Source organism: Qipengyuania aestuarii, assembly GCF_019711535.1.
In the GTDB taxonomy this organism is placed as follows: domain Bacteria; phylum Pseudomonadota; class Alphaproteobacteria; order Sphingomonadales; family Sphingomonadaceae; genus Qipengyuania; species Qipengyuania aestuarii.
This window is the reverse complement of the sequence record NZ_JAIGNP010000003.1, coordinates 144,437-162,131: the sequence shown is the minus strand read 5'-3', so window position 1 is coordinate 162,131 and position 17,695 is coordinate 144,437. Positions and strand designations below refer to the sequence as shown.

Annotated in this window: 15 protein-coding genes; 6 read left to right on the top strand and 9 right to left on the bottom strand. The window is 63.8% G+C overall.

Annotation, left to right across the window (positions count from 1 at the left end; all coding sequences use genetic code 11):
- The first annotated feature begins 196 nt into the window (after positions 1–196).
- The 4 genes from K3175_RS10505 to K3175_RS10490 all read left to right on the top strand — a co-directional run bounded on the left by K3175_RS10505 (position 197) and on the right by K3175_RS10490 (position 6,651).
- On the top strand, positions 197–595 hold the full coding sequence (locus K3175_RS10505; RefSeq protein ID WP_221543364.1) for a helix-turn-helix domain-containing protein: 399 nt from the start codon (positions 197–199) through the stop codon (positions 593–595).
- A gap of 120 nt (positions 596–715) precedes the next feature.
- Positions 716–1,324, top strand: a complete 609-nt coding sequence (locus tag K3175_RS10500; RefSeq protein ID WP_221543363.1) for a hypothetical protein — start codon at positions 716–718, stop codon at positions 1,322–1,324.
- Between the two features lie 94 nt (positions 1,325–1,418).
- Positions 1,419–1,739, top strand: coding sequence for a hypothetical protein (locus K3175_RS10495; RefSeq protein ID WP_221543362.1), 321 nt, complete (start codon positions 1,419–1,421; stop codon positions 1,737–1,739).
- A 283-nt stretch (positions 1,740–2,022) separates the two neighbouring features.
- On the top strand, positions 2,023–6,651 hold the full coding sequence (locus K3175_RS10490; RefSeq protein WP_221543361.1) for a DUF3320 domain-containing protein: 4,629 nt from the start codon (positions 2,023–2,025) through the stop codon (positions 6,649–6,651).
- A 2-nt stretch (positions 6,652–6,653) separates the two neighbouring features.
- Here the strand turns inward: K3175_RS10490 and K3175_RS10485 are convergent, their stop codons facing one another.
- The 4 genes from K3175_RS10485 to K3175_RS14195 are packed head-to-tail and all read right to left on the bottom strand — an operon-like array spanning position 6,654 to position 9,394.
- Positions 6,654–7,439 (bottom strand): abortive infection family protein, encoded by a 786-nt coding sequence (locus K3175_RS10485; RefSeq protein ID WP_221543360.1) that lies wholly within the window; start codon positions 7,437–7,439, stop codon positions 6,654–6,656.
- An 8-nt stretch (positions 7,440–7,447) separates the two neighbouring features.
- Positions 7,448–8,590 carry a DUF4236 domain-containing protein gene (locus K3175_RS10480; RefSeq protein ID WP_221543359.1) on the bottom strand — a complete coding sequence of 381 codons (1,143 nt, stop codon included), beginning with the start codon at positions 8,588–8,590 and terminating at the stop codon, positions 7,448–7,450.
- Positions 8,591–8,594: 4 nt separating this feature from the next.
- Positions 8,595–8,969 carry an excalibur calcium-binding domain-containing protein gene (locus tag K3175_RS10475; RefSeq protein WP_247710861.1) on the bottom strand — a complete coding sequence of 125 codons (375 nt, stop codon included), beginning with the start codon at positions 8,967–8,969 and terminating at the stop codon, positions 8,595–8,597.
- Entirely contained in the window at positions 8,960–9,394 is a 435-nt protein-coding gene (locus K3175_RS14195; protein ID WP_247710860.1) for a thermonuclease family protein, read from the bottom strand. The genes K3175_RS10475 and K3175_RS14195 overlap by 10 nt, the downstream gene beginning before the upstream one ends.
- Here K3175_RS14195 and K3175_RS10470 point away from each other — a divergent pair.
- Positions 9,378–9,758 (top strand): hypothetical protein, encoded by a 381-nt coding sequence (locus K3175_RS10470; protein ID WP_221543357.1) that lies wholly within the window; start codon positions 9,378–9,380, stop codon positions 9,756–9,758. The genes K3175_RS14195 and K3175_RS10470 overlap by 17 nt on opposite strands.
- Before the next feature lie 24 nt (positions 9,759–9,782).
- On the opposite strand, the gene K3175_RS10465 is transcribed toward K3175_RS10470, so the two are convergent.
- From K3175_RS10465 to K3175_RS10455, 3 genes are all read right to left on the bottom strand, one after another.
- On the bottom strand, positions 9,783–10,601 hold the full coding sequence (locus K3175_RS10465; RefSeq protein WP_221543356.1) for a hypothetical protein: 819 nt from the start codon (positions 10,599–10,601) through the stop codon (positions 9,783–9,785).
- Positions 10,591–11,286, bottom strand: coding sequence for a hypothetical protein (locus tag K3175_RS10460; RefSeq protein WP_221543355.1), 696 nt, complete (start codon positions 11,284–11,286; stop codon positions 10,591–10,593). The genes K3175_RS10465 and K3175_RS10460 overlap by 11 nt, the downstream gene beginning before the upstream one ends.
- A 76-nt stretch (positions 11,287–11,362) precedes the next feature.
- Positions 11,363–14,392, bottom strand: coding sequence for a hypothetical protein (locus tag K3175_RS10455; RefSeq protein WP_221543354.1), 3,030 nt, complete (start codon positions 14,390–14,392; stop codon positions 11,363–11,365).
- 244 nt (positions 14,393–14,636) lie between these two features.
- Between K3175_RS10455 and K3175_RS10450 the strand changes: the two genes are divergently transcribed.
- A complete protein-coding gene (locus K3175_RS10450) occupies positions 14,637–14,918 on the top strand; it encodes a DUF6471 domain-containing protein (RefSeq protein WP_221543353.1) in 282 nt (93 codons plus the stop codon).
- 596 nt (positions 14,919–15,514) lie between these two features.
- Here K3175_RS10450 and K3175_RS10445 read toward each other — a convergent pair.
- On the bottom strand, positions 15,515–17,335 hold the full coding sequence (locus K3175_RS10445) for a hypothetical protein (RefSeq protein WP_221543352.1): 1,821 nt from the start codon (positions 17,333–17,335) through the stop codon (positions 15,515–15,517).
- Positions 17,332–17,679, bottom strand: a complete 348-nt coding sequence (locus tag K3175_RS10440; protein WP_221543351.1) for a hypothetical protein — start codon at positions 17,677–17,679, stop codon at positions 17,332–17,334. Before K3175_RS10440 ends, K3175_RS10445 begins: the two co-directional genes overlap by 4 nt.
- Between the last annotated feature and the right edge of the window lie 16 nt (positions 17,680–17,695).

The following is a 17,695-nucleotide window of genomic DNA, read 5'->3' as shown; positions in this document are numbered from 1 at the left end:
ACGATCTCCGACCAGGAATCCAGGAGCAGGAGGGGAGGGCGGAAGATCTCAAGGCGAAGATGTCGAAATCCGGACCTCATGATGGTCGCCACCGTCAAGGTGAGGACCGAACAAATCTTCGAAGAGTGTAACCCGCGCGGAGTACGGAAGGGAGCCGAAGGCTTGCCGAGACGCCGTGTGATGCTCCCGGAATCCAGTGATCACCAGATCGTTGACGCCCGGCGTCCTTCGTCATCGATCCAGCGGGGTCGGGGATTGCGATCAGGTCCGACTGTCGATCGCATGTGGGCTCATCTATCATGGATGGATGGAACGCGAGGAAAACGACGATTCGGGCGACAGGTTGCTTGCCGAGAGCCTGGGACGTTGCGTGGCTCGCCACCGCGAGGCCGAGGGGATTTCCCAGTCGGAACTCGCTCGCCGCGCCGGACTCGCCAGGGCCTATGTATGGCGGGTGGAGAACGGACAGACCATCGCCAACATGCGTTCGATAGGACGGATCTCGCTCGCGCTGAACGTCCCGGTGCCGCAGCTGCTCGAAGGTGTGGATGTCTCGGGCCTCGCCCTGAAGAACCGACCGTATGGCGGGAGCTGATCGGCAAAGTCGGGTTCCGGCAATGTCCCGACAGAAGAGCATGGTCGCCTGCGCCCGCTGGACTTGCATTCGAGGCTGTATACTTTAAAGTATCTACCTTTCCCAGGAGGAGTGGTAGAGGTGGGCAAACCGGAAAGCCGATACGAGACCGTGTCCGACGAGGCACTGCTGCTCGAAGCCGCGCACAGGCGCCACGCGGTCGAATTCTCGAACGTCCTGGGAATCCTCCATCTGGTCCGTGCGGGACTCCGCGAGCCGCATCCGCTCGTCGAGGACGCCATCGATCGGGTCGAATGCCAGCTGCATCTCGAACGCCTTCTGCTCGCGCCACCCATCCTCGATCTCTCAATGGTGCTGGCCGCCACCTGCGAACTGATCGCTCGTTCACGTTCCACGGGGACGAGGTTCACCCTACGTGCCGACGCCTGCCCGGTGGCTTCGATCGCCCTCTCCCGCGCGTTCATGCTGATCTCGTTCGAGGCGGTGACCCTGATCGCGACCGGGATCGCGAAGTCCGACTCTCCCGTGGCTCTTCGCCTGAGGGTCGCCGACGGGATCGTCACCCTGATCGTAAGGCATGCTTCCACGTCGCAGGAGCAGGTGGCCGACATCGATCGCGTTTCTCTCGCCACGCTGCGACAGATCGTCTCGCGCCTCGACGGCCGACTGGCTTTCGCGCGGGGCCGCAAATCCCGCACTCTTCGGGTCCGTATCCCGCTTCGACGGTAGCGATACTTCATCCGGCCGGAACCGGGTCGACCCGGTTGAGCAGGTTAATCGACGTGAAACCGATTTGGTGCAGTTATCTCACAGGAGATAAATCATGCGTGTCATACTCATCCTGGCCTCGCTGCTCGCCACCGCAGTTCCGGCGGCGGCACAGCAGATCGACGGATTCGACTGGACGCGTGCACGGGACAACTACGTGGCGCTCGTCGAAGGGCGGAAGCAGTTTCACCACCTCACACCACTCGAACAGCGCGAGCTCCTCGAATTCAGGCGCGTGGTCAACGAAGGACTCACCGATCCTCGCTCGCCGCGCGAGCGCTGCATCGACGAGCAGCGCGCGCGGTTGCGTGACAAGCGCATGACCGAGCTCGACCGCAGGCACATCGACATGGTCTGCCGCGACGAGCGGGACTGAATCGGGCCAGGCTTGCTCTGCGAAGAGCATATTCTCCGCTCAAGTCGCACTAAAGTATACGAGACGATTGAACTGGACAAACCGGCAGCGGTGTTGAACCTGATGTAACAAGGGGGAAAAATGGCAAGTCAGGTTCAAGAAGGCAGCGCTGAGAACGAATCGGTTTTCGAAGGTTCCCTGCCGATCGGCGAAAAGCTCGAGCGTGCGAGGACGGAACTGCTCGACCTCTCGGCGCGAAACCATCTGCTCAACATGCCCCGACCCGCACATCTCTCCGTCGGACATGCTCCACATCGTCGACTGCGATAGCTCGCAGACACTGGTGGTGCACGAGGTCCGCCAGGGCCGGGACATGGTGGTCCAGGGGCCTCCCGGCACGGGCAAGAGCCAGACCATCGCGAACGTCATCGCCTCGGCGGTCGCGGACGGCAAGACCGTACTCTTCGTCGCCGAGAAGATGGCGGCACTCGAAGTCGTGAAGAGGCGGCTCGACACTACGGGCGTGGGCGATGCATGCCTGGAACTCCACAGCAACAAGGCGAACAAGCGCGCGGTGCTCGACGAACTGCGACGCACCTGGGAGCTGGGCGCGCCGCGCGGGCAGGATCCGGGCACGCTCTACGAGCGTCTGACCGAAACCCGTGATCGCCTGAATGCCCATGCGCAGCGGATGCATGTGGAGCACGATCCATCGAACCTCAGTCCGTACGACGTGATCGGTCAGCTCGTCCGTCTCCGGCAGGGCGGGGAGAAGCCCAACGAGATCGTGCTCGAAGGGGCCTTGCAGTGGACACCCGACGATTTCATCAAGCGGCGCGAGGTGCTCGGAGAGCTGGTCGAGAGGCTGGACATGATCGGGATCCCCAATTCCCATCCCTGGCGGGGGGTCGGCCTGGAGTCGATGCTGCCCACGGACGTGGAACGGCTGGCCGTGCGTGTCGCGGAATTGCAGGAGCGGCTGAAAGCTTTCGAGGATGACCAGAAGGAGCTCGCAGAAACCCTGCGGACGGAAAGCGCAGAGCGCCTTCCGGAGACTTCACGGCTCAAGGAACGCGCCGACAGGCTGGCCCGCGCACCGAACATAGGTGGGGCGGCTCTGGGTGACGAAAGCTGGAGAGACGTCGAATCGATCATCGCGCTCATCCGGGCGGGCCAGGAGCATGCGGCGCTTCGATCGGAACTCCTCCCGTCGTTCGCGAAAGAGGCGTGGTCCACCGACGTGACCGAAACCCTGCGCGCACTCATGGAACTGCCCGAGGACTTCTCTGGCGAGGTGTTCGAGGTCGCGGCTTCGCTCGAGGTCGCACTCGCGCGCATGATCGACAGTTCCGGGTCGTTGTCGCGCACACTTGGGCGTCCGGCGCCAACTACGCTTGCGGGCGTACGCGAACTCGCGAGGATAGCCGAGCGCGTTGCCAACGCTCCCGACGCGGACGCGCAGGTCTTCGCGGCGTCACTCTGGGATAGCGGAGTGGAGCGAGCCGGAGACTTGGTGGAGAACATCGCAACGTTCGAGACCGCCCGTGCCGATACGAAGGACGGACTACTGGACAGTGCGTGGGATGTCGATCTGTCCTCCGAGCGGGCCGTCCTCGCCAGCCACGGCGAAGGCATCCTGCGATATCTCAGCGGGGAGTGGCGCCGCGCCAACAGGCTGGTGCGATCGTTCCTCGCCAGACCCGACCAGTCGCTGGGCGAAACCCTCGCTCTGCTCGATGCATTGGCGACGGGCCAAGCGGCGCGCAGAAGGATCGAGGAGGGAGAGGAGCTCGGCAGGGCCGCCTTCCACGACCATTGGAGAGGCGAGCGCAGTTCGTCTGCTCCGCTCGCAGCGATCGTAGATTGGATGCGATCGCTGCGCGGCATGGGCTCGGAGCCCCGTATGATCGCCTCGCGCAGCCCCGACCGGCAGCGCATCGCCGTTCTCGCCGAGACAGTCGAAGCGCAGACGGCACCCATGGCCGATCTGCTGGAGCAGCTGCGCATCGCACTGGCCGACCGAGGAGAACCGGCCTTCGGGACCGACGAACACCCCGAGACGGCGGATCTGGGGTGCCTGCTGGAGGTCGTGACCAGGGTGAATTCCGCCGAGCGCAACAGCTCTGCCATCATGACCCCCGCTCCGGACTCGGCGGGTGCCAGAGCCTTGCTCCTGAAGCGCTTGCAAGAAGAGCAGGAAGCAGCGGTGCGGGTGGAGGCCGGCGAGCGGCTAGGACGTCAAGCGTTCGGAGAGGAATGGAAAGGCATAGGATCGGACTGGACCAAGCTCGAAGGCGCAGCGGAGTGGGTGAGGGAAAACGAGGATGTGCGGGTCCTGGCTGCGGACATGGCGGACCGGTCGGCTCCCGCCGCCAAGGCGCAAATGCTGGAAGCGGAGCGCCAGAATCTGCAGGATAGTCTTGTCTCCCTGACCGATGACTTGCGGCTCGATCTGGAAGAAGCCTTCGGGCCGGAGTCGCTCGACGATGTCACGATCGTGGATGTTCGCGAGCGGCTGTCCATGTGGGCCGACAGCGGCGAGAAGCTGTCGAGCTGGGTGTCGTACCGGGATGCCGCGGCGCGGGCAGGTCGGCTCGGATGTGCGGACGTCGTACAGCGTCTGCGGGACGGGAGACTTACGTCCGACGACGTCGTTCCGGCGTTCGAGATGGCCTATTTCGAGGCGGTCTACGCGGACATGGTGCGCTCGGATCCCGAGCTCGGGCGTTTCGACGGTACGCTCCATGGGCGTCTCGCACGCGACTTCGCCGAGATGGACCGTGAACGCATCGCCGTGGCCGGTATCGAGGTGGTCCGGACCCACCACCGTCAGATCCCGCCCCGGGATGGCGGAGCGGTGGGTCCCCTCGGCATCCTGCGCGGCGAAATGCAGCGCAAGCGCGGCCACATGCCGATCCGGAAGCTCATGGAGCGTGCCGGCCCCGCTGTGCAGGCGCTCAAGCCGGTCATGATGATGAGCCCGCTTTCGGTCGCACAGTTTCTCACCCCCGGGGTGATGGAGTTCGATCTCCTGGTGATGGACGAGGCGAGCCAGATCCAGCCGGTCGACGCCTTGGGGTCCGTCGCACGCGCAAAGCAGGTCGTGGTCGTCGGCGATCCCAAGCAGCTTCCGCCAACCGCCTTCTTCGCGAAGATGACGGGTGGCGGCGACGACGAGGACGACACCGACGGTGCGCGGGTCGCGGACATCGAGAGCATACTCGGACTCTTCACCGCGCGGGGGCTGCCCACCCGCATGCTGCGATGGCACTATCGCAGCAAGCACCAGTCGCTGATCGCGGTGAGCAACCGCCAGTTCTACGAAAGCAAGCTCTTCATCGTCCCGAGCCCCTACACGAGCGAAGCCGGGATGGGGTTGCGCTTCCACCGCATCGCCGACGGGATATTCGATGCCGGCGGCACGCGGACCAACCAGGTCGAGGCCAGGACCGTCGCGGAAGCGATCGTCGCCCACGCGCGTACGCGCCCCGATCTCTCGCTGGGAGTTGCAGCCTTCTCGGCCGCCCAGCGACGCGCGATCCTAGATCATCTCGAACTCCTGCGACGCGATCTCGATCCGACGGTCGAGAACTTCTTCCAGGCCCATCCGGCCGAACCGTTCTTCGTGAAGAACCTGGAGAACGTCCAGGGCGACGAGCGCGATGTGATCTTCATCTCGGTCGGATACGGTCCGACCGTTCCGGGCGGAAGGGTCCCCATGCGCTTCGGCCCGCTCGGCACCGAAGGTGGCGAGCGCCGCCTCAACGTGCTCATCAGTCGGGCCAAGCAGCGCTGCGAAATATTTTCGTCGATGACCGACGAGGACATCGATCCCGACTTCGCCTCGACACGCAAGGGCGTCTTCGCATTCCGAATGTTCCTTCATTACGCGCGCACCGGTCGACTCACGATCGCCGAAAGCACGGGACGCGACCACGACAGCGTATTCGAGGAACAGGTCGCCAAAGCCCTCCAGCAGCGGGGATACCAAGTGCACCGGCAGGTGGGGATCGCAGGGTTCTTCGTCGATCTGGCGGTCGCGGACGAGGACCGACCCGGGCGCTACCTGCTGGGCATCGAGTGCGACGGCGCGTCCTATCACGATGCGAAGTCCGCCCGGGACCGGGATCGCTTGCGGCAGTCGGTCCTGGAGAGCCACGGCTGGACCATACACCGGATCTGGAGCACCGACTGGTTCCAGCGGCCCATGGAACAGCTCGATCTGGTGGTGGCGCGCATCGAGGCCGCGAAGGCCGAACACGATGCCGACGAGAGCCGGCGTGCCGCTCCCTCCGGACCGCTAGAGATCTTCGCCATCGAGCGGGAGGAGGTGACCGAGATAGGCATCGGACGTGCCGAAGCCTCCGGACCCGAGACGGTGCGATACGAGGAGGCCGTCCTCACGCGGCCGAGCCATCGGCACGAGGATCTGCATGAGACGCCCACCGGGATCCTGTCCGAGATGGTCGAGCAGGTGGTGGCGATCGAGGGACCAGTCCATTCCTCCGAGGTCGTCGCGAGGATCCGCGATGCCTGGGGTCTCAAGCGGGCCGGCGCGCGCATCCAGTCCGCCGTCGAGCGCGCCATCGGCGTGTCGGTCCGGATGCAGCGTATCATCGCGGACGATGGATTTCTGACTTTGCCCGACCAGGAGATCACGGTGCGGGACAGGGCCGACACGAACTCGCCTTCACTGCGACGTGCCGACATGCTGCCCCCGCAGGAGATCGCGGTGGCGATGGCAACGACGATCAGAGACAATCTCGGGGCGACGAGGGACGAGATCGTACAATCCGTCTCGCGCGCTCTCGGGATACGCTCGACGAGCGAACAGGTGAAAGGCGTCATCCTCGCTCGGGTCGACAAGGCGATCGCCAAGGGGGAACTCGTCGAGCAGGGAGGAATGCTCTCCTTCGTCGAACCGTCCGCCTGACCTCAGCCGGTGGTCGACGATTGAGGAGACCTGCTCTCGACGAACCTGAGGATCGCGACCACCGTCTCGAATATCAGGCGCGCCTCGTCTGCGTCGACCACCTCGTTGTCGTGAGCGAAGGAGCGGTTGTTCCGTATGTCGTTGAACTGCTGCAGGATGCCCATCGCGTTCTTCAGGATCTGGAGCGTCATAGCGCTCGGCCCAGTCTCTTCGCGTAGCCACCTCACGTACTTCCCGACCCTGCTCTGCAGCGGCTCCTCGCGCGTGCAGGGCACTCCCACCTCGTCGAGCAGGTGCATGAAGCGCTTCATGCAGTAGGTGTGAAGCCGGTCGAGCGAGGCGGCGTGGCGACCGGCCGCGACGTCCCGGTTTATCGCCTCGACGAGCTGTTCCAGCGTCGCGCCTTCCACGAACGAGCCGAGCGCCTCGGTATCGGACCGGCCGGCCTGACGCTCGAGGCGAGCGACCACGGCCATGAAACGCTCGCGCACTTCTGCGGGCCGCGGTTCGACGATGTCGCCCGGGGTCCAGCTGCGTAGCTCACGATGTTCCCACAAGGCGCGAAGGACTTCGGCCACCGCCCCCGCATCCGACTTGTCGAAGAAAGACCGCAACCGATTGGCCTTCGACCCGCCCCTGTCGGCATAGGTCGGGTCGTCGATGTCGATGCCAGCCTCGGCCCGGAGGACTTCGGAGAATTCGCGGTTCGAAAGGTCCATGACGTATCCGCTGCCCATTCCGAGCAGTTCCTCGATGCACATCCTGTCCGATCGGGCGAAGGCAACCATTCCAGAGGTCAGCCAGCTTGGATCAGGGGAAGGGAACCACTCACCTGCCGCGAGCCGTTACGCAGCGACAGCTCTTCGATCGCAGCGGCGAATGGCGCGGTCACACCGCTGCAGGAAACCTGCAGGAGTTCGTTGAGACCGTTCGGACTCGTAAGATGGACGCTCTCGTATAAGCATACGGGGATCTGGTAGTTGTTCGCGAAGCGCCTATCGGGTCCACCGCTCTTGTTCGGATGCTTCCATGTATGGAAGAGGACCGTGGTGTCGCCCGGGACGGTACCCTCCTCGATGAAGTTGGAATCCTGCCAGCGGATCGACAAGCCGTCGTAGGCGACAGCTCCGACGTTCCCCTCGTGTACGACCAGCATGAAGTCGGGCAGCAGGTAGAGCGTCTCCTTGCCGACCGCGATGGAGGGTGGAGTTACATTGCTCTTCAGGATGTCGGGAAGACCGTACGCGAGGACTGTCGGCCGCTTGTCCAGGACGTGGCTGGCACCGGCATTGCGTTTCCATGTCGTCAGGTCGTTGACCGCGCCGCCAGCATCGACGTGCCATTTGCCCTGACAGGCCGCGAGCCTGTCGAATGCGCCGGTCATGGCCTCGTAGGCCTTCATGGCATCGTCCTCGAGATCGTAGACCATGACCACCGAACGCCTGGACTCGTCCAGCCATGATCCGAGGTATCTCGCTCCAGCAGTCAGGATCGCCCCGACGATGAAGCCCGGAACTCCGGCGATGACCGTCGCGATCACGGTGAGCACCACACCGACCCAGAGCAGCACGGTGGAGAGTTTCGTCGATCGCTGCTTCTCGTCCATCTCCGCGAGGATCTCGGCGAAGCGGGCGTCCTCCATGTCGCTCACCGCACCGGAAGAGACCGCGACCATCTCGACGTCCGAGCCGGGGGCGGGGCCCCTCTCCGGATCGAGGTCCGCAGCCGGATACCTGCGCTCATGAGCCGTGCGGTTCGGCTGCTTTCCCTTCAGCGTCTTGCGATAGTAGAGCCCTCCCCGCCCCGCATGGACATAGTGCCCCCTCGGTCCAGTCCCCACGCGAAGACCACGGACCCCTGCCGATAGACCAAGGCCGCCCTTGGAGAGATTGAAACGGAACGGTCCGGCGCTGACCGATTTGCGGATGTAGAAGGGCATTGGCCTACTCGCAGCCCACCCCGTCCCCGTCGCGGTCGAGATGCGAGGCGTACCCTGGATCACCGCGTCGCACGGGCGCAGCGCCGGCAGCGCGTGCCGCTGCGCAGTTGGCGTAGTGGACGGTCCCCCGAGCCGACTGACGTGGTTGCGGCTGGGAAGAGGCCGCGCGGTGACAATGGCGTCCGCCGTTCTTGCGATCGTTGTGGCACCCGTCGGCGGCGAGGCCGCCAGGATGCGCGGCTGCAGCGACCGGCCAGACCACGGAGGCCACTGCCAGGATCAGCGAGAAAACGACCAGCGCACCGATCACCGTGAACTCGATCTTCACCCACCGGTCGCGCTTGTCCGCGACCCTGTCGGCCCACTCCCTCATCGGCATTCGTGCTCTCCCCAATAGCGCTCCCATCGCGCTGCCCAGCCACCGCGGACCATGGCGCACGAGACATCCCCGGACTGCGGCGATACGCACCATGCCCCGGTTCGGTTGCCGCCAGCGGATCCCGTCGAGATGCAACGCATGGTGGGGCCCCTGACCAGCACATGTCCATGCCTTCCCTCACCGATGGGAGTGCCCAACAAGGCGACGAGTGCGTCGCGCGACGCATGCGGGTCGGCAGAGGGGCATGGATGCCCCGGGGAGCAGGATCCGTCGAGCTCGCGTGCGGCGATCCCCGCGAGCCTGAGGCGTGGACCCTCATCGCACCATACCGGACCATCGCCATCCCAGACAGCGGTCGGGGTGCACGCGAAGGCCTGTCCTGAAGGAACAACCGAAACGGAGAGAAACATGAGCAACAACGACATCGTCGGATCGATACCGGCACAGACTGAAGAAATCGACAACCGTCTTATCGCGGACCAGGGAAACGGAGAATTACGGGAACAGCCGTTCCGGATGCATTGGATCGAACAGGTTGAAGAAGAACGGGCTGTCTCGAGCGTCGCTGCTTCGACGCGCAACGAACTGGTCGCCCGGTTGGCCGAGTTCGACGCGACCTTCGTCGTGGTCGAACTCGTCGACAACGGCAGAGTCGTCGCCTCCGTACTCACGACGGCCGCCGACGTCGTGAGGTGGCAGCCCGAGGAGACAGCGCTTCCGCGTCCGCTCCTCGGACTGCCCGAAACATCTCAAGCGCCCTTTCCGGTCCTCGGCTGGTCGCTGCAATAGCAGGCGGAAGTCAGGCCGTGGCCCTCAGCCCGCTGCGATCCGTTCGTCACAGAACCGCAGGCCGAGCAGATGGGAGGTCAGCGCGTGCGCACCGTCGTCGCGCGCGAGGCGGCCCCACTGCTCCCACCGGTCGATGCGCTCGTGAGCCCACAGATAGAACCTGTCGCGGGCGTACTCATCGGTATGCACCATGGACCAGACCGTCCGGCTGCGCGGAACGCTGGGTCTGGTATCGATGCCGATCATCTTGACCGCCGGACTTTTGTGCAGTTCGCACCGCACGAGGCGGTAGTCGAGCCTGCGGGCGAAAGCCTCCTGGCGTTCCACGAGATCGAGGATCGCCTTTCTGTCAACCCCGTGGTCGAGGCCGCGGCGCGCCCGGATCCAGCTCATGCCGAGGGGCAGGGGCGAGTCCTTGATGGACCGGGTCGAGGCGAGCATGACGAGGATCGCGAGGCCTTCCGGAGTCAGCGGGCAGTCCAGCGTGAGCCCGCTGACCGACTGGGGAGCGATCAGTCGCTGCTGGATCAACCACATCGCGTAGAAGCGGTCCATCCCCCAGTCCTTCGCGAACACGCTGTGAACCCGTTCCTCGACCCCGATCGTGCGCCGGTCGATTACGGCGAGGACGGAGGCCAGGAACTCGAGCGCCAGGTTCATGTCCTTGACGTGCACGCGCGGCATGCCGAGGCGGCCGATCCAGAGTGCCTCACGGACCGAGGACCACGCCTTCCCTTCGTCATCGAGGAACTTGTTGTAGACGCCATCCTCATCGGCGACGAGCCAGTAGCCCCAGGGCAGACGGTCGTTCCGCAGTTCCTCGTAGGGGATGTCACTGTCCATCGTCGTCGCTCCCCTCCCTTGCGGGTCCGAGCATCGCGATCGGCCCATCGATGTGGAGTGCATCGTCCATCTCTGAGGACCCGCCCACGGCCGAGAGCTGGGAAGCCAGCTTGACCACTTCGCGATAGACGAAGTCCTGATCGCGATAGATCTCGATCCCATCGAAGCGGTTCGCGGATCCATGGATCGGGACGTAGTCTCCCTCGTGGTCGGTCGTGAAGCCGAACCACCACAGGTCCCGATCACCGAACTCGTCCTTGGTCGAGTTCCGACCCATCCTCGCACGAGTGCGTCGCAGCTCGGCGTTGGAGGGAACGTGACAGACCGAGATCTGCTCGGGCACGTTCGCCTCGCACGGCTTCGCATAGTTCAGGCCGCCATGGACGGAGATGCCGATCCCGGACGGGACGGCATCGGCCTCGAACCCATAGAGGGGATGATCCGGGCCGACGCCCGCGAACCCCGAGAGGGTGCCATCCCTCTCGCGCAGGATGATGCAGTGGATGCCCGTCGGCTCGTCGACCCAGCCGATCTTGTCGGCCTCGTCGTTCCAGGGCCCGTCACCCTTCGGGTGGCGTTCCTCGTTGTGGAAGTACTGCAACGGGACGACACGGTCACCGGCGAGTTCGAGGCTATCCGGCATCGCCACAGGGAGCCTGGTCTTCTTGGTCTTCTTACTGGTCATCGTTCGGTCCTTTCGATTGATATTGGATGAGGCCGCCGGGGGGAGGTGAGCCCGACGAGATCGCGAGCCGTCCGGGTCAAGCGGTCTTGCCGCGGGCGATCCCGATGGCGCGGCGGTAGGTGTCGTAGCTCGAGCGCAGGGCCGTCTCGGAGCGGAGCAGGCCGTAGTGCTGGCGGATCATGTCCTCGCTCGTCTGGAGGGCGTGTGCGGCCTCCTGCACCCGGTCGTTGGCCGCGGAGTTGTTGAGGATGTCCGATGCTTTCAGGACGCGGTGGACGTAGGGGTTGAGCGAGACGACCCCTTCGAAGCCGGTCTGCGTGAGCGGGTTCCACGCGATGTGCCGTGCACCGAACCTGTGATACGCTTCGTACCAGCTCTTCGAGGTCATCGCGTTGCCCGACATCGTGATGAAGGCGTGGTCGCAGGTATGGTGATCGAGCTCGGGCCGGTGGGTGAAGAACCACTCGTCGAGGAGCTTGACCAGGAAGCGCTCATCGATGGTGAGGCTGTAGTCGAGACGGTGGCCCACGACACCGAACAGGCCGCAATTCTGCCAGTTCTTGAACTTGCGGTAGCTGATGACGATCCTCCAGGCTCCGTCTTTCTTGAAGATCTCGGGTCTTTCTCCACCGTAGGTCAGCCCGGTGAGGTTCTTCGGCCTGAGGCCGGTCACGATCGAGAGGTGCGACATGACGAGGTTGCGGAACTCCGTGGCGAGGTGGATTCCGCTGCGCAGATCCCGAATCCGGGTCTCCGCCTCGATCAGCAGGCCGAGATAGTTCGCGACCGGTTCCTCGCTCTCGATGAGGCCGACGGCTCCGCGCATCGCGTCCCTGACGGTGGGCGTGTCCGCCTCGATGAAATCCGCGAGCTGCCGGGCTGCCACGTGGGCGACTTTCATGAAGGCCTTCCAGTCCGATCGCGCCAGATCGATTTCCTCCTGCGAGAGGAGGGGGCCACCGGAGTTATCGCCGAACACGACGAGTCCTTCGAAGCGCGCCGAGGTTTCGGTCGACGCCAGCACCTCGAGCTCCTCCGCGAGCGCAGGGTTCTGCGTGAGGTAGCCGGTATCCTCATGAGTGAGCGAGAGAAGGTGGTAGGCGGCATGCTTCAGGCGGGATGAGAACAGGCGTCCTCGCTCACCGTCCTCAAGCATGACATCCGCGAGATGCTGCGCTTCGAAGTCGAAATACCGCAGGAGCAGTCCCGGCACCGCGAGCCAGGCGAACGTTGCCTTCGCCGGATCGAGCCCGAGGCCCGAGTTCGCCCCATCGGTGCAGGGTGCGAGCAGGAACCTCATCATCTTGTCGAGTTCGCGGCTCTTCTCGGTAACCGTGGATTCTTCGCGCCACACGCCGGACTTCGGCCGGTTCATGGGCGCGACGATGCTCGAGGTCTTGTACTTGATGTAGGCCGTCTTCTGCCGGATCCACCGCTTGGGGAGCTGCAACTTGGGCAGTCTGTAGGCGGAGGATCGAGCGGCGTTGCCGACGCGTGCGAAGTCGGTGCCGTCGCGCGCGAGATGCTCGATCGCGTTCACGGCTTCCCTGATCTGGTCCTCCGACAGGAGACGCACCTCGCTCGGCAGGAGCGTCCTGCGCGAGAAGGGCACCTCGCTCCAATAAGGATTGACGTCCCCGGAGCTTTCCTCACGCCAGCGCTTGCGCGCCAACGAACACAGCTCGCCCCTCTCCAGTCCGAAATGATCCTCCAACCGGACCACAGCGCCGATCGAGCCGACGCCCACGTTCTTGCCCGCGCACCAGTTGCGGATGGAACCCCATGAACAGTCGGCGATCCCCGCCACATCCTGGTACGACAGATCTTCGCTCGCGATGAGCGTCGACAGCTTCTCGGCGAAGGTCTGCGAGCGATCCGTTTCGGCGATGATCTCGTCGTAGAGTGCCTTCAGGCGATCGAGGCGTGCCGTGACGTTGCGTCGGGTGCTGGCCTGGGAATAGCTTTCACGGACCGCCGCACGGATCCTCGGATACCTATCATCGGCGAAGACCTCGCTGGCCGGATCTTCCGTGGTGCAGCCGGCCAGTCCGATCGCCTTGTTCAAGGTGGAACGAAGAGCAGCCGCGTGCTGACCCGGATCGCCGAGACCTTCCAGCACAGCCCGGCGCCGCTCACGCATCGTCACCTCCACGACGAGGTTCGCGAGCACGTCCACTCCGTATTCGCGCCCGGGCACTTCGATACCGCGGCGCCTGATCACCTTGGAGACATGGTGGCGACACTCCGGGAGGTCAGCGATCCAGGTCGGCACGCCGGACAGGAGTGCCAGGCGTTCGGTGTCGACGACCCCGTGGCGCTCGGGTCGGGAGGGAAGTTTGCCCCCGGGTACGTCGAACAGCGAGATCGTAGCGGAGTAGGCCTTCATCAGGTTCGCCCGGTCCTCGCTCGAGGCAACCCTGGAGTAGGGTTCGTCGGCGAGCCGCGCTCGACCGTCGTCGAACGCGGCGCGCATCACCTGCTTGGAGAGGGGGTTCTGCTTGGACGCCGAGACGGGTACGCCGTAGGTGTCCTTCAGCCACTGCAGCGAGGTTCCGTCTCGGAACCTTCCGATCCGCGACGAGAGAGCGATCGCCGCATAGGCACCGGCGACCGGATCCTTGGTGCGAAAACCCTCGGCGAGATGGTATGGGAACGTGACGAAGACCTGGACGGTCTCGTCGGTGAACTTCCGCAGCTCGGTGCCCGGCGCGACGTCGCGCATATTGAGGTCAGCATCGACGATCAGTTCCTCGGGACTGATGATGCCGCCACGGGAGGCGAAGGGCAGGTTCAGATCGAGCCTGCGTTCCGCCGCCGCCGCGAATCGGCGCAGCTTCGGATTCGCTGCGGCTTCGGCGGTCTGGCGAAGCCTTGCCGCCGCCTCCTCGTGCTCCTGCCGCCCGGTGAAACCGCTGCGCGGCTTCGCAAGCCTCAGGTCGGCCGCGGGGCGGGGCGGCTCATCGTCGTTCGCGGGGCAGGGGGCCGGCATCGCGGAAGCCGGCACTCTTCCACCCCTCATGTCATCATTGGCCTTGGGAAGGGTCCGGGCCGGCTGGCCGCCGATATCCGTCTGCAACGGTGCTTGCTTCTTGGCAGTTCTGCTCATCTCAATTCCTTTCCTATCGTCGCGCAACCGACCCGAATGGCCGGTCTGCGACATGAAAAGGTCGGGAGATTCCCATATCGTCAAGAGAAAAATCGAACAGAAAAAGAAACAGTAGAGAACGTAAATAGAAGTTCTCATCCTGAAAACTTAAAGAGTACTTTTCATCCTAAAAATAATTGAGGGTGATGTGTCAGTTTTCAGGATGGCAGATAGAGTTTTTCGAATATCAAAGGAGAATGGAAAAATGCCTGTTTCGTACCAGATGCCGAGTGATCGCCGAGAGTGGCAGCACTTCGTGCGCGCCTATCTCAAGGCGATCATGCTACTGCGAGGTTTCACCTATCAGACGCTGTCGGAGGCCCTATCCTCAAAACTGGGCGTCGAAATGCACGCTGATCAGCTGCGAAAATTAATTCACCGCGGGGCATTCAAGGCGGAGTTCCTGCTGCAATGTGCGGTCGCCATGGGCATCGAATCACTGGATATGCCCAGATTCGAATCACTTACGGAGCGGGGAAAACGCTAATATTCGGCCTCGCAATAGAGAGAAGAGGCCGGATCGGAACGGACGTGACGGTTGGACCAATCCCGTCGTGCTCGGGTGTCGCTCATCCCATACGAGAGCCGGAGGAAGGCGGCGCGCGAGCATCGCCTTGCGTGTGATCCAATCGAAGCAATTCAAACCACTGGGATGGCCGGCCGAGACCTTCCTCTCCCCCTAGGCTAATCAGGATCCATAGGTTCCCCATTGCGACATTACCGGGATCACGGTGCTGGAATACGATCTACGCGCAACAGACCGTCGCCGATTGGGCACCCTTTTCCACCCGATCGCGGTCTGACATTGGGCTCCGTTGACAAAGCGAAGTTAGAAAACGACAGTTTTTCAGATGCTTAAGCCGCGATCTGAGAGGTCTCCGAGGGTGATACGTATCGCATGACCACTGCTCCTTTAAACCGATATTTCGCCCAATTCGCTATGGTATAAGCATTTGGAACGATAAGAGAATTCTTGAAAGCTGGCCAAATAGGTCATTTAGATCATGGTGATGGAATCATTCCCAAGAACGGCCACGCACCGCGCCTCGTGAAAAGCCGCGTGAAAACCTGATCGGCGGCGTATCAATCGCCCGTCCCGTCCGAGTTTTGGGAGAAAGGCGATCTGCTGGTGGTCTCATGCAGACATGTTTCCACTCTCGCCAGGAAGTCATCGCCACCTCCCTTGGCGATCGCCCGGAGCGGACGGGTGATCTCCTCCCAGCGTCCCTCGAACTCGATCGGAAGCCGGCTCCAGGTCTCCCGCGTATCGGCGGCGGCTTCCATCGCCCAGCAGTGCAACTCGTCGCGAAGCCGATCGAGAGCGTCCTCGTCGTACCGCGAGGAGGCCAGACGCGTACCTGATGGCTGTCCCCCCGTATGGATGGCGATCATGCGCGAACCAAGCACCGGGGTCGGCAGCCTCGTGCGCGAGATCATCTTGGGGCCGAAGAAATCGACCATGCGGACGCGACCGCCGCGATCCGCTACGGGCTTGCGGGCAGAACTCCGTTTGTACCCCGACTTGAGCGCCTGCGCGATCTCGCCATCGCCGTCGATGGACGCGGACCCGATGCCGTCCATGTCGTCAAGGACCAGCAAACCATGGGTCTCGTCCAGAAAGCGCACCATTCCAGCGGCGCGCAGCTGGCCGGCCACCGTACCATTGAAAGACAGTCGCGCTACAGCCTCTCCGAGTTCCGACTTGCCGCTCGCCGGCGGCCCGACCGCCAGCAGGATCGGCAGGGCTTCAAAAACCTGATGGACGTGGGTCATGGCCACGAATGTCGCCACGACCGCATGCGCGTCGTCGTCGGGCAGCCAGACCCTCGAGCGTACGTACCGCTCGGTGTCGGCGAGCAGATCGGAAAGGTCGCGGAAGGGACGGGCGGACCTACCCTTCCTCCATTCGACGAACGCGCGGATCGAACCGAAGGACCATGTCCCGGCCTGACTGCCAGCTGGCAGGCCACGGATGCGGGTCCCGTCCGACAGGGCGAGCACCCGCGAGGAAGAGGCGGTCCCGCAGGGCGCGGGAAGGGGGTCGGCGCTCAGGAGCGCGCCGTCCGACCTGACGACCATGGTCTCGTAGCGGTGCACGACCTGCCCGTGCCGATCGACAGCCCGCTGCTCGACGGCCACGGGATAGAAAAGGCTGCCGCCGGCGAAGCCGCCGGACACGTCGATGGGCGCTGCTTCGAAGATGCCGAGTTCGATCGGTAGACCGGATCGATCGTCGCCCTCGCATCTGAGCACCACAGGTGCGGCGGCTTCCAGGAACGAGTCCCACTTCGGCGCCTGAGACGAACGGACCATGTCGGCGAAGTCCTCGAAGGGCGGAGGCGGTATGAAGGTCAAGATCTCGCGTATGGCGAGCGGTGCGATCTCGGCGATGAAGTCCGCCGCCCCGTCGCCCCCAAGCAGGATGACGCGATCGTATGCCGCCCAATGGGCCGGGGATCGCCATTCGGCCGGCCATCCGTCCCAGTGGGAGCGGGCAAGGAAGACGGCGTCTTCGTCGTTCCTGCAATAGCACTGCCATGCGAACCATAAGTCCAGGATATCCGCAGCGACCACGGCGGTGTGTTCCCCTTTCCCGAGCCGATACTCGGCGCACGGTCCCGGGCCCCACCCTTTCGGATGCAGAGGGTTCTGGGTGACCTCCGGCAAGTTGATGTAGCCGTACCGCCCGAGCGGTTCGCCGATGGGGGAGAGCAGCGGAAACGAAAGCGCATCTCGGATCTCCAGGCCGTCCCTGCGCGATCGGTAGGGTTGCTTCAGGCCGAGGTGCAACCTCTCGATGGTTCCCCCCAGCAGGCCCAGAGCCCGCAGCCTGTCCATCGCCGCCGAGGATTTTCGCAGCGCCGCCTTCTGCCGACCGAGGTTCTCGTTGCCGACTGCCCTCAAGCGCAGAACGCCTTCCTCTGACAGAGAAGCGATTTCGTAGCATAGATCATGCCGCGAATACTTTCCGGACCTGTTGCGAGAAAGGCGAGAGGCGTCTGGCCGAAACCATCACGTCTGAGCCAGAGGTGGAACTCATCTTCGCCCTTCAGTTCCACGAGCAGGGGTTCGAGCTCAAGCAACAGTCGGATGCAGGTCTCGCGATGAACGGGATCGACATCCCGGCGAGCGAGCGAGGCTTTCGACCCGGTAAGTGAGCGCACTTCGCATTCACTCAAGCTCAATCGATCGCAGAACAAAGCGAAGCGCCGTTCGAGCGCCGCGTTCTCAATGTGATTTTCCAGCATCGGAAAAATCCCCCTA

Excerpts from the sequence above, each read along its gene's own strand:
- K3175_RS10495 (WP_221543362.1), top strand. The coding sequence starts at position 1,419 with ATGCGTGTCATACTCATCCTGGCCTCGCTGCTCGCCACCGCAGTTCCG.
- K3175_RS10490 (WP_221543361.1), top strand. The coding sequence starts at position 2,023 with ATGCTCCACATCGTCGACTGCGATAGCTCGCAGACACTGGTGGTGCAC.
- K3175_RS10485 (WP_221543360.1), bottom strand. The coding sequence starts at position 7,439 with ATGGTTGCCTTCGCCCGATCGGACAGGATGTGCATCGAGGAACTGCTC.
- K3175_RS10480 (WP_221543359.1), bottom strand. The coding sequence starts at position 8,590 with ATGCCCTTCTACATCCGCAAATCGGTCAGCGCCGGACCGTTCCGTTTC.
- K3175_RS10475 (WP_247710861.1), bottom strand. The coding sequence starts at position 8,969 with ATGCCGATGAGGGAGTGGGCCGACAGGGTCGCGGACAAGCGCGACCGG.
- K3175_RS10470 (WP_221543357.1), top strand. The coding sequence starts at position 9,378 with ATGAGCAACAACGACATCGTCGGATCGATACCGGCACAGACTGAAGAA.
- K3175_RS14195 (WP_247710860.1), bottom strand. The coding sequence starts at position 9,394 with ATGTCGTTGTTGCTCATGTTTCTCTCCGTTTCGGTTGTTCCTTCAGGA.
- K3175_RS10465 (WP_221543356.1), bottom strand. The coding sequence starts at position 10,601 with ATGGACAGTGACATCCCCTACGAGGAACTGCGGAACGACCGTCTGCCC.
- K3175_RS10460 (WP_221543355.1), bottom strand. The coding sequence starts at position 11,286 with ATGACCAGTAAGAAGACCAAGAAGACCAGGCTCCCTGTGGCGATGCCG.
- K3175_RS10455 (WP_221543354.1), bottom strand. The coding sequence starts at position 14,392 with ATGAGCAGAACTGCCAAGAAGCAAGCACCGTTGCAGACGGATATCGGC.
- K3175_RS10450 (WP_221543353.1), top strand. The coding sequence starts at position 14,637 with ATGCCTGTTTCGTACCAGATGCCGAGTGATCGCCGAGAGTGGCAGCAC.
- K3175_RS10440 (WP_221543351.1), bottom strand. The coding sequence starts at position 17,679 with ATGCTGGAAAATCACATTGAGAACGCGGCGCTCGAACGGCGCTTCGCT.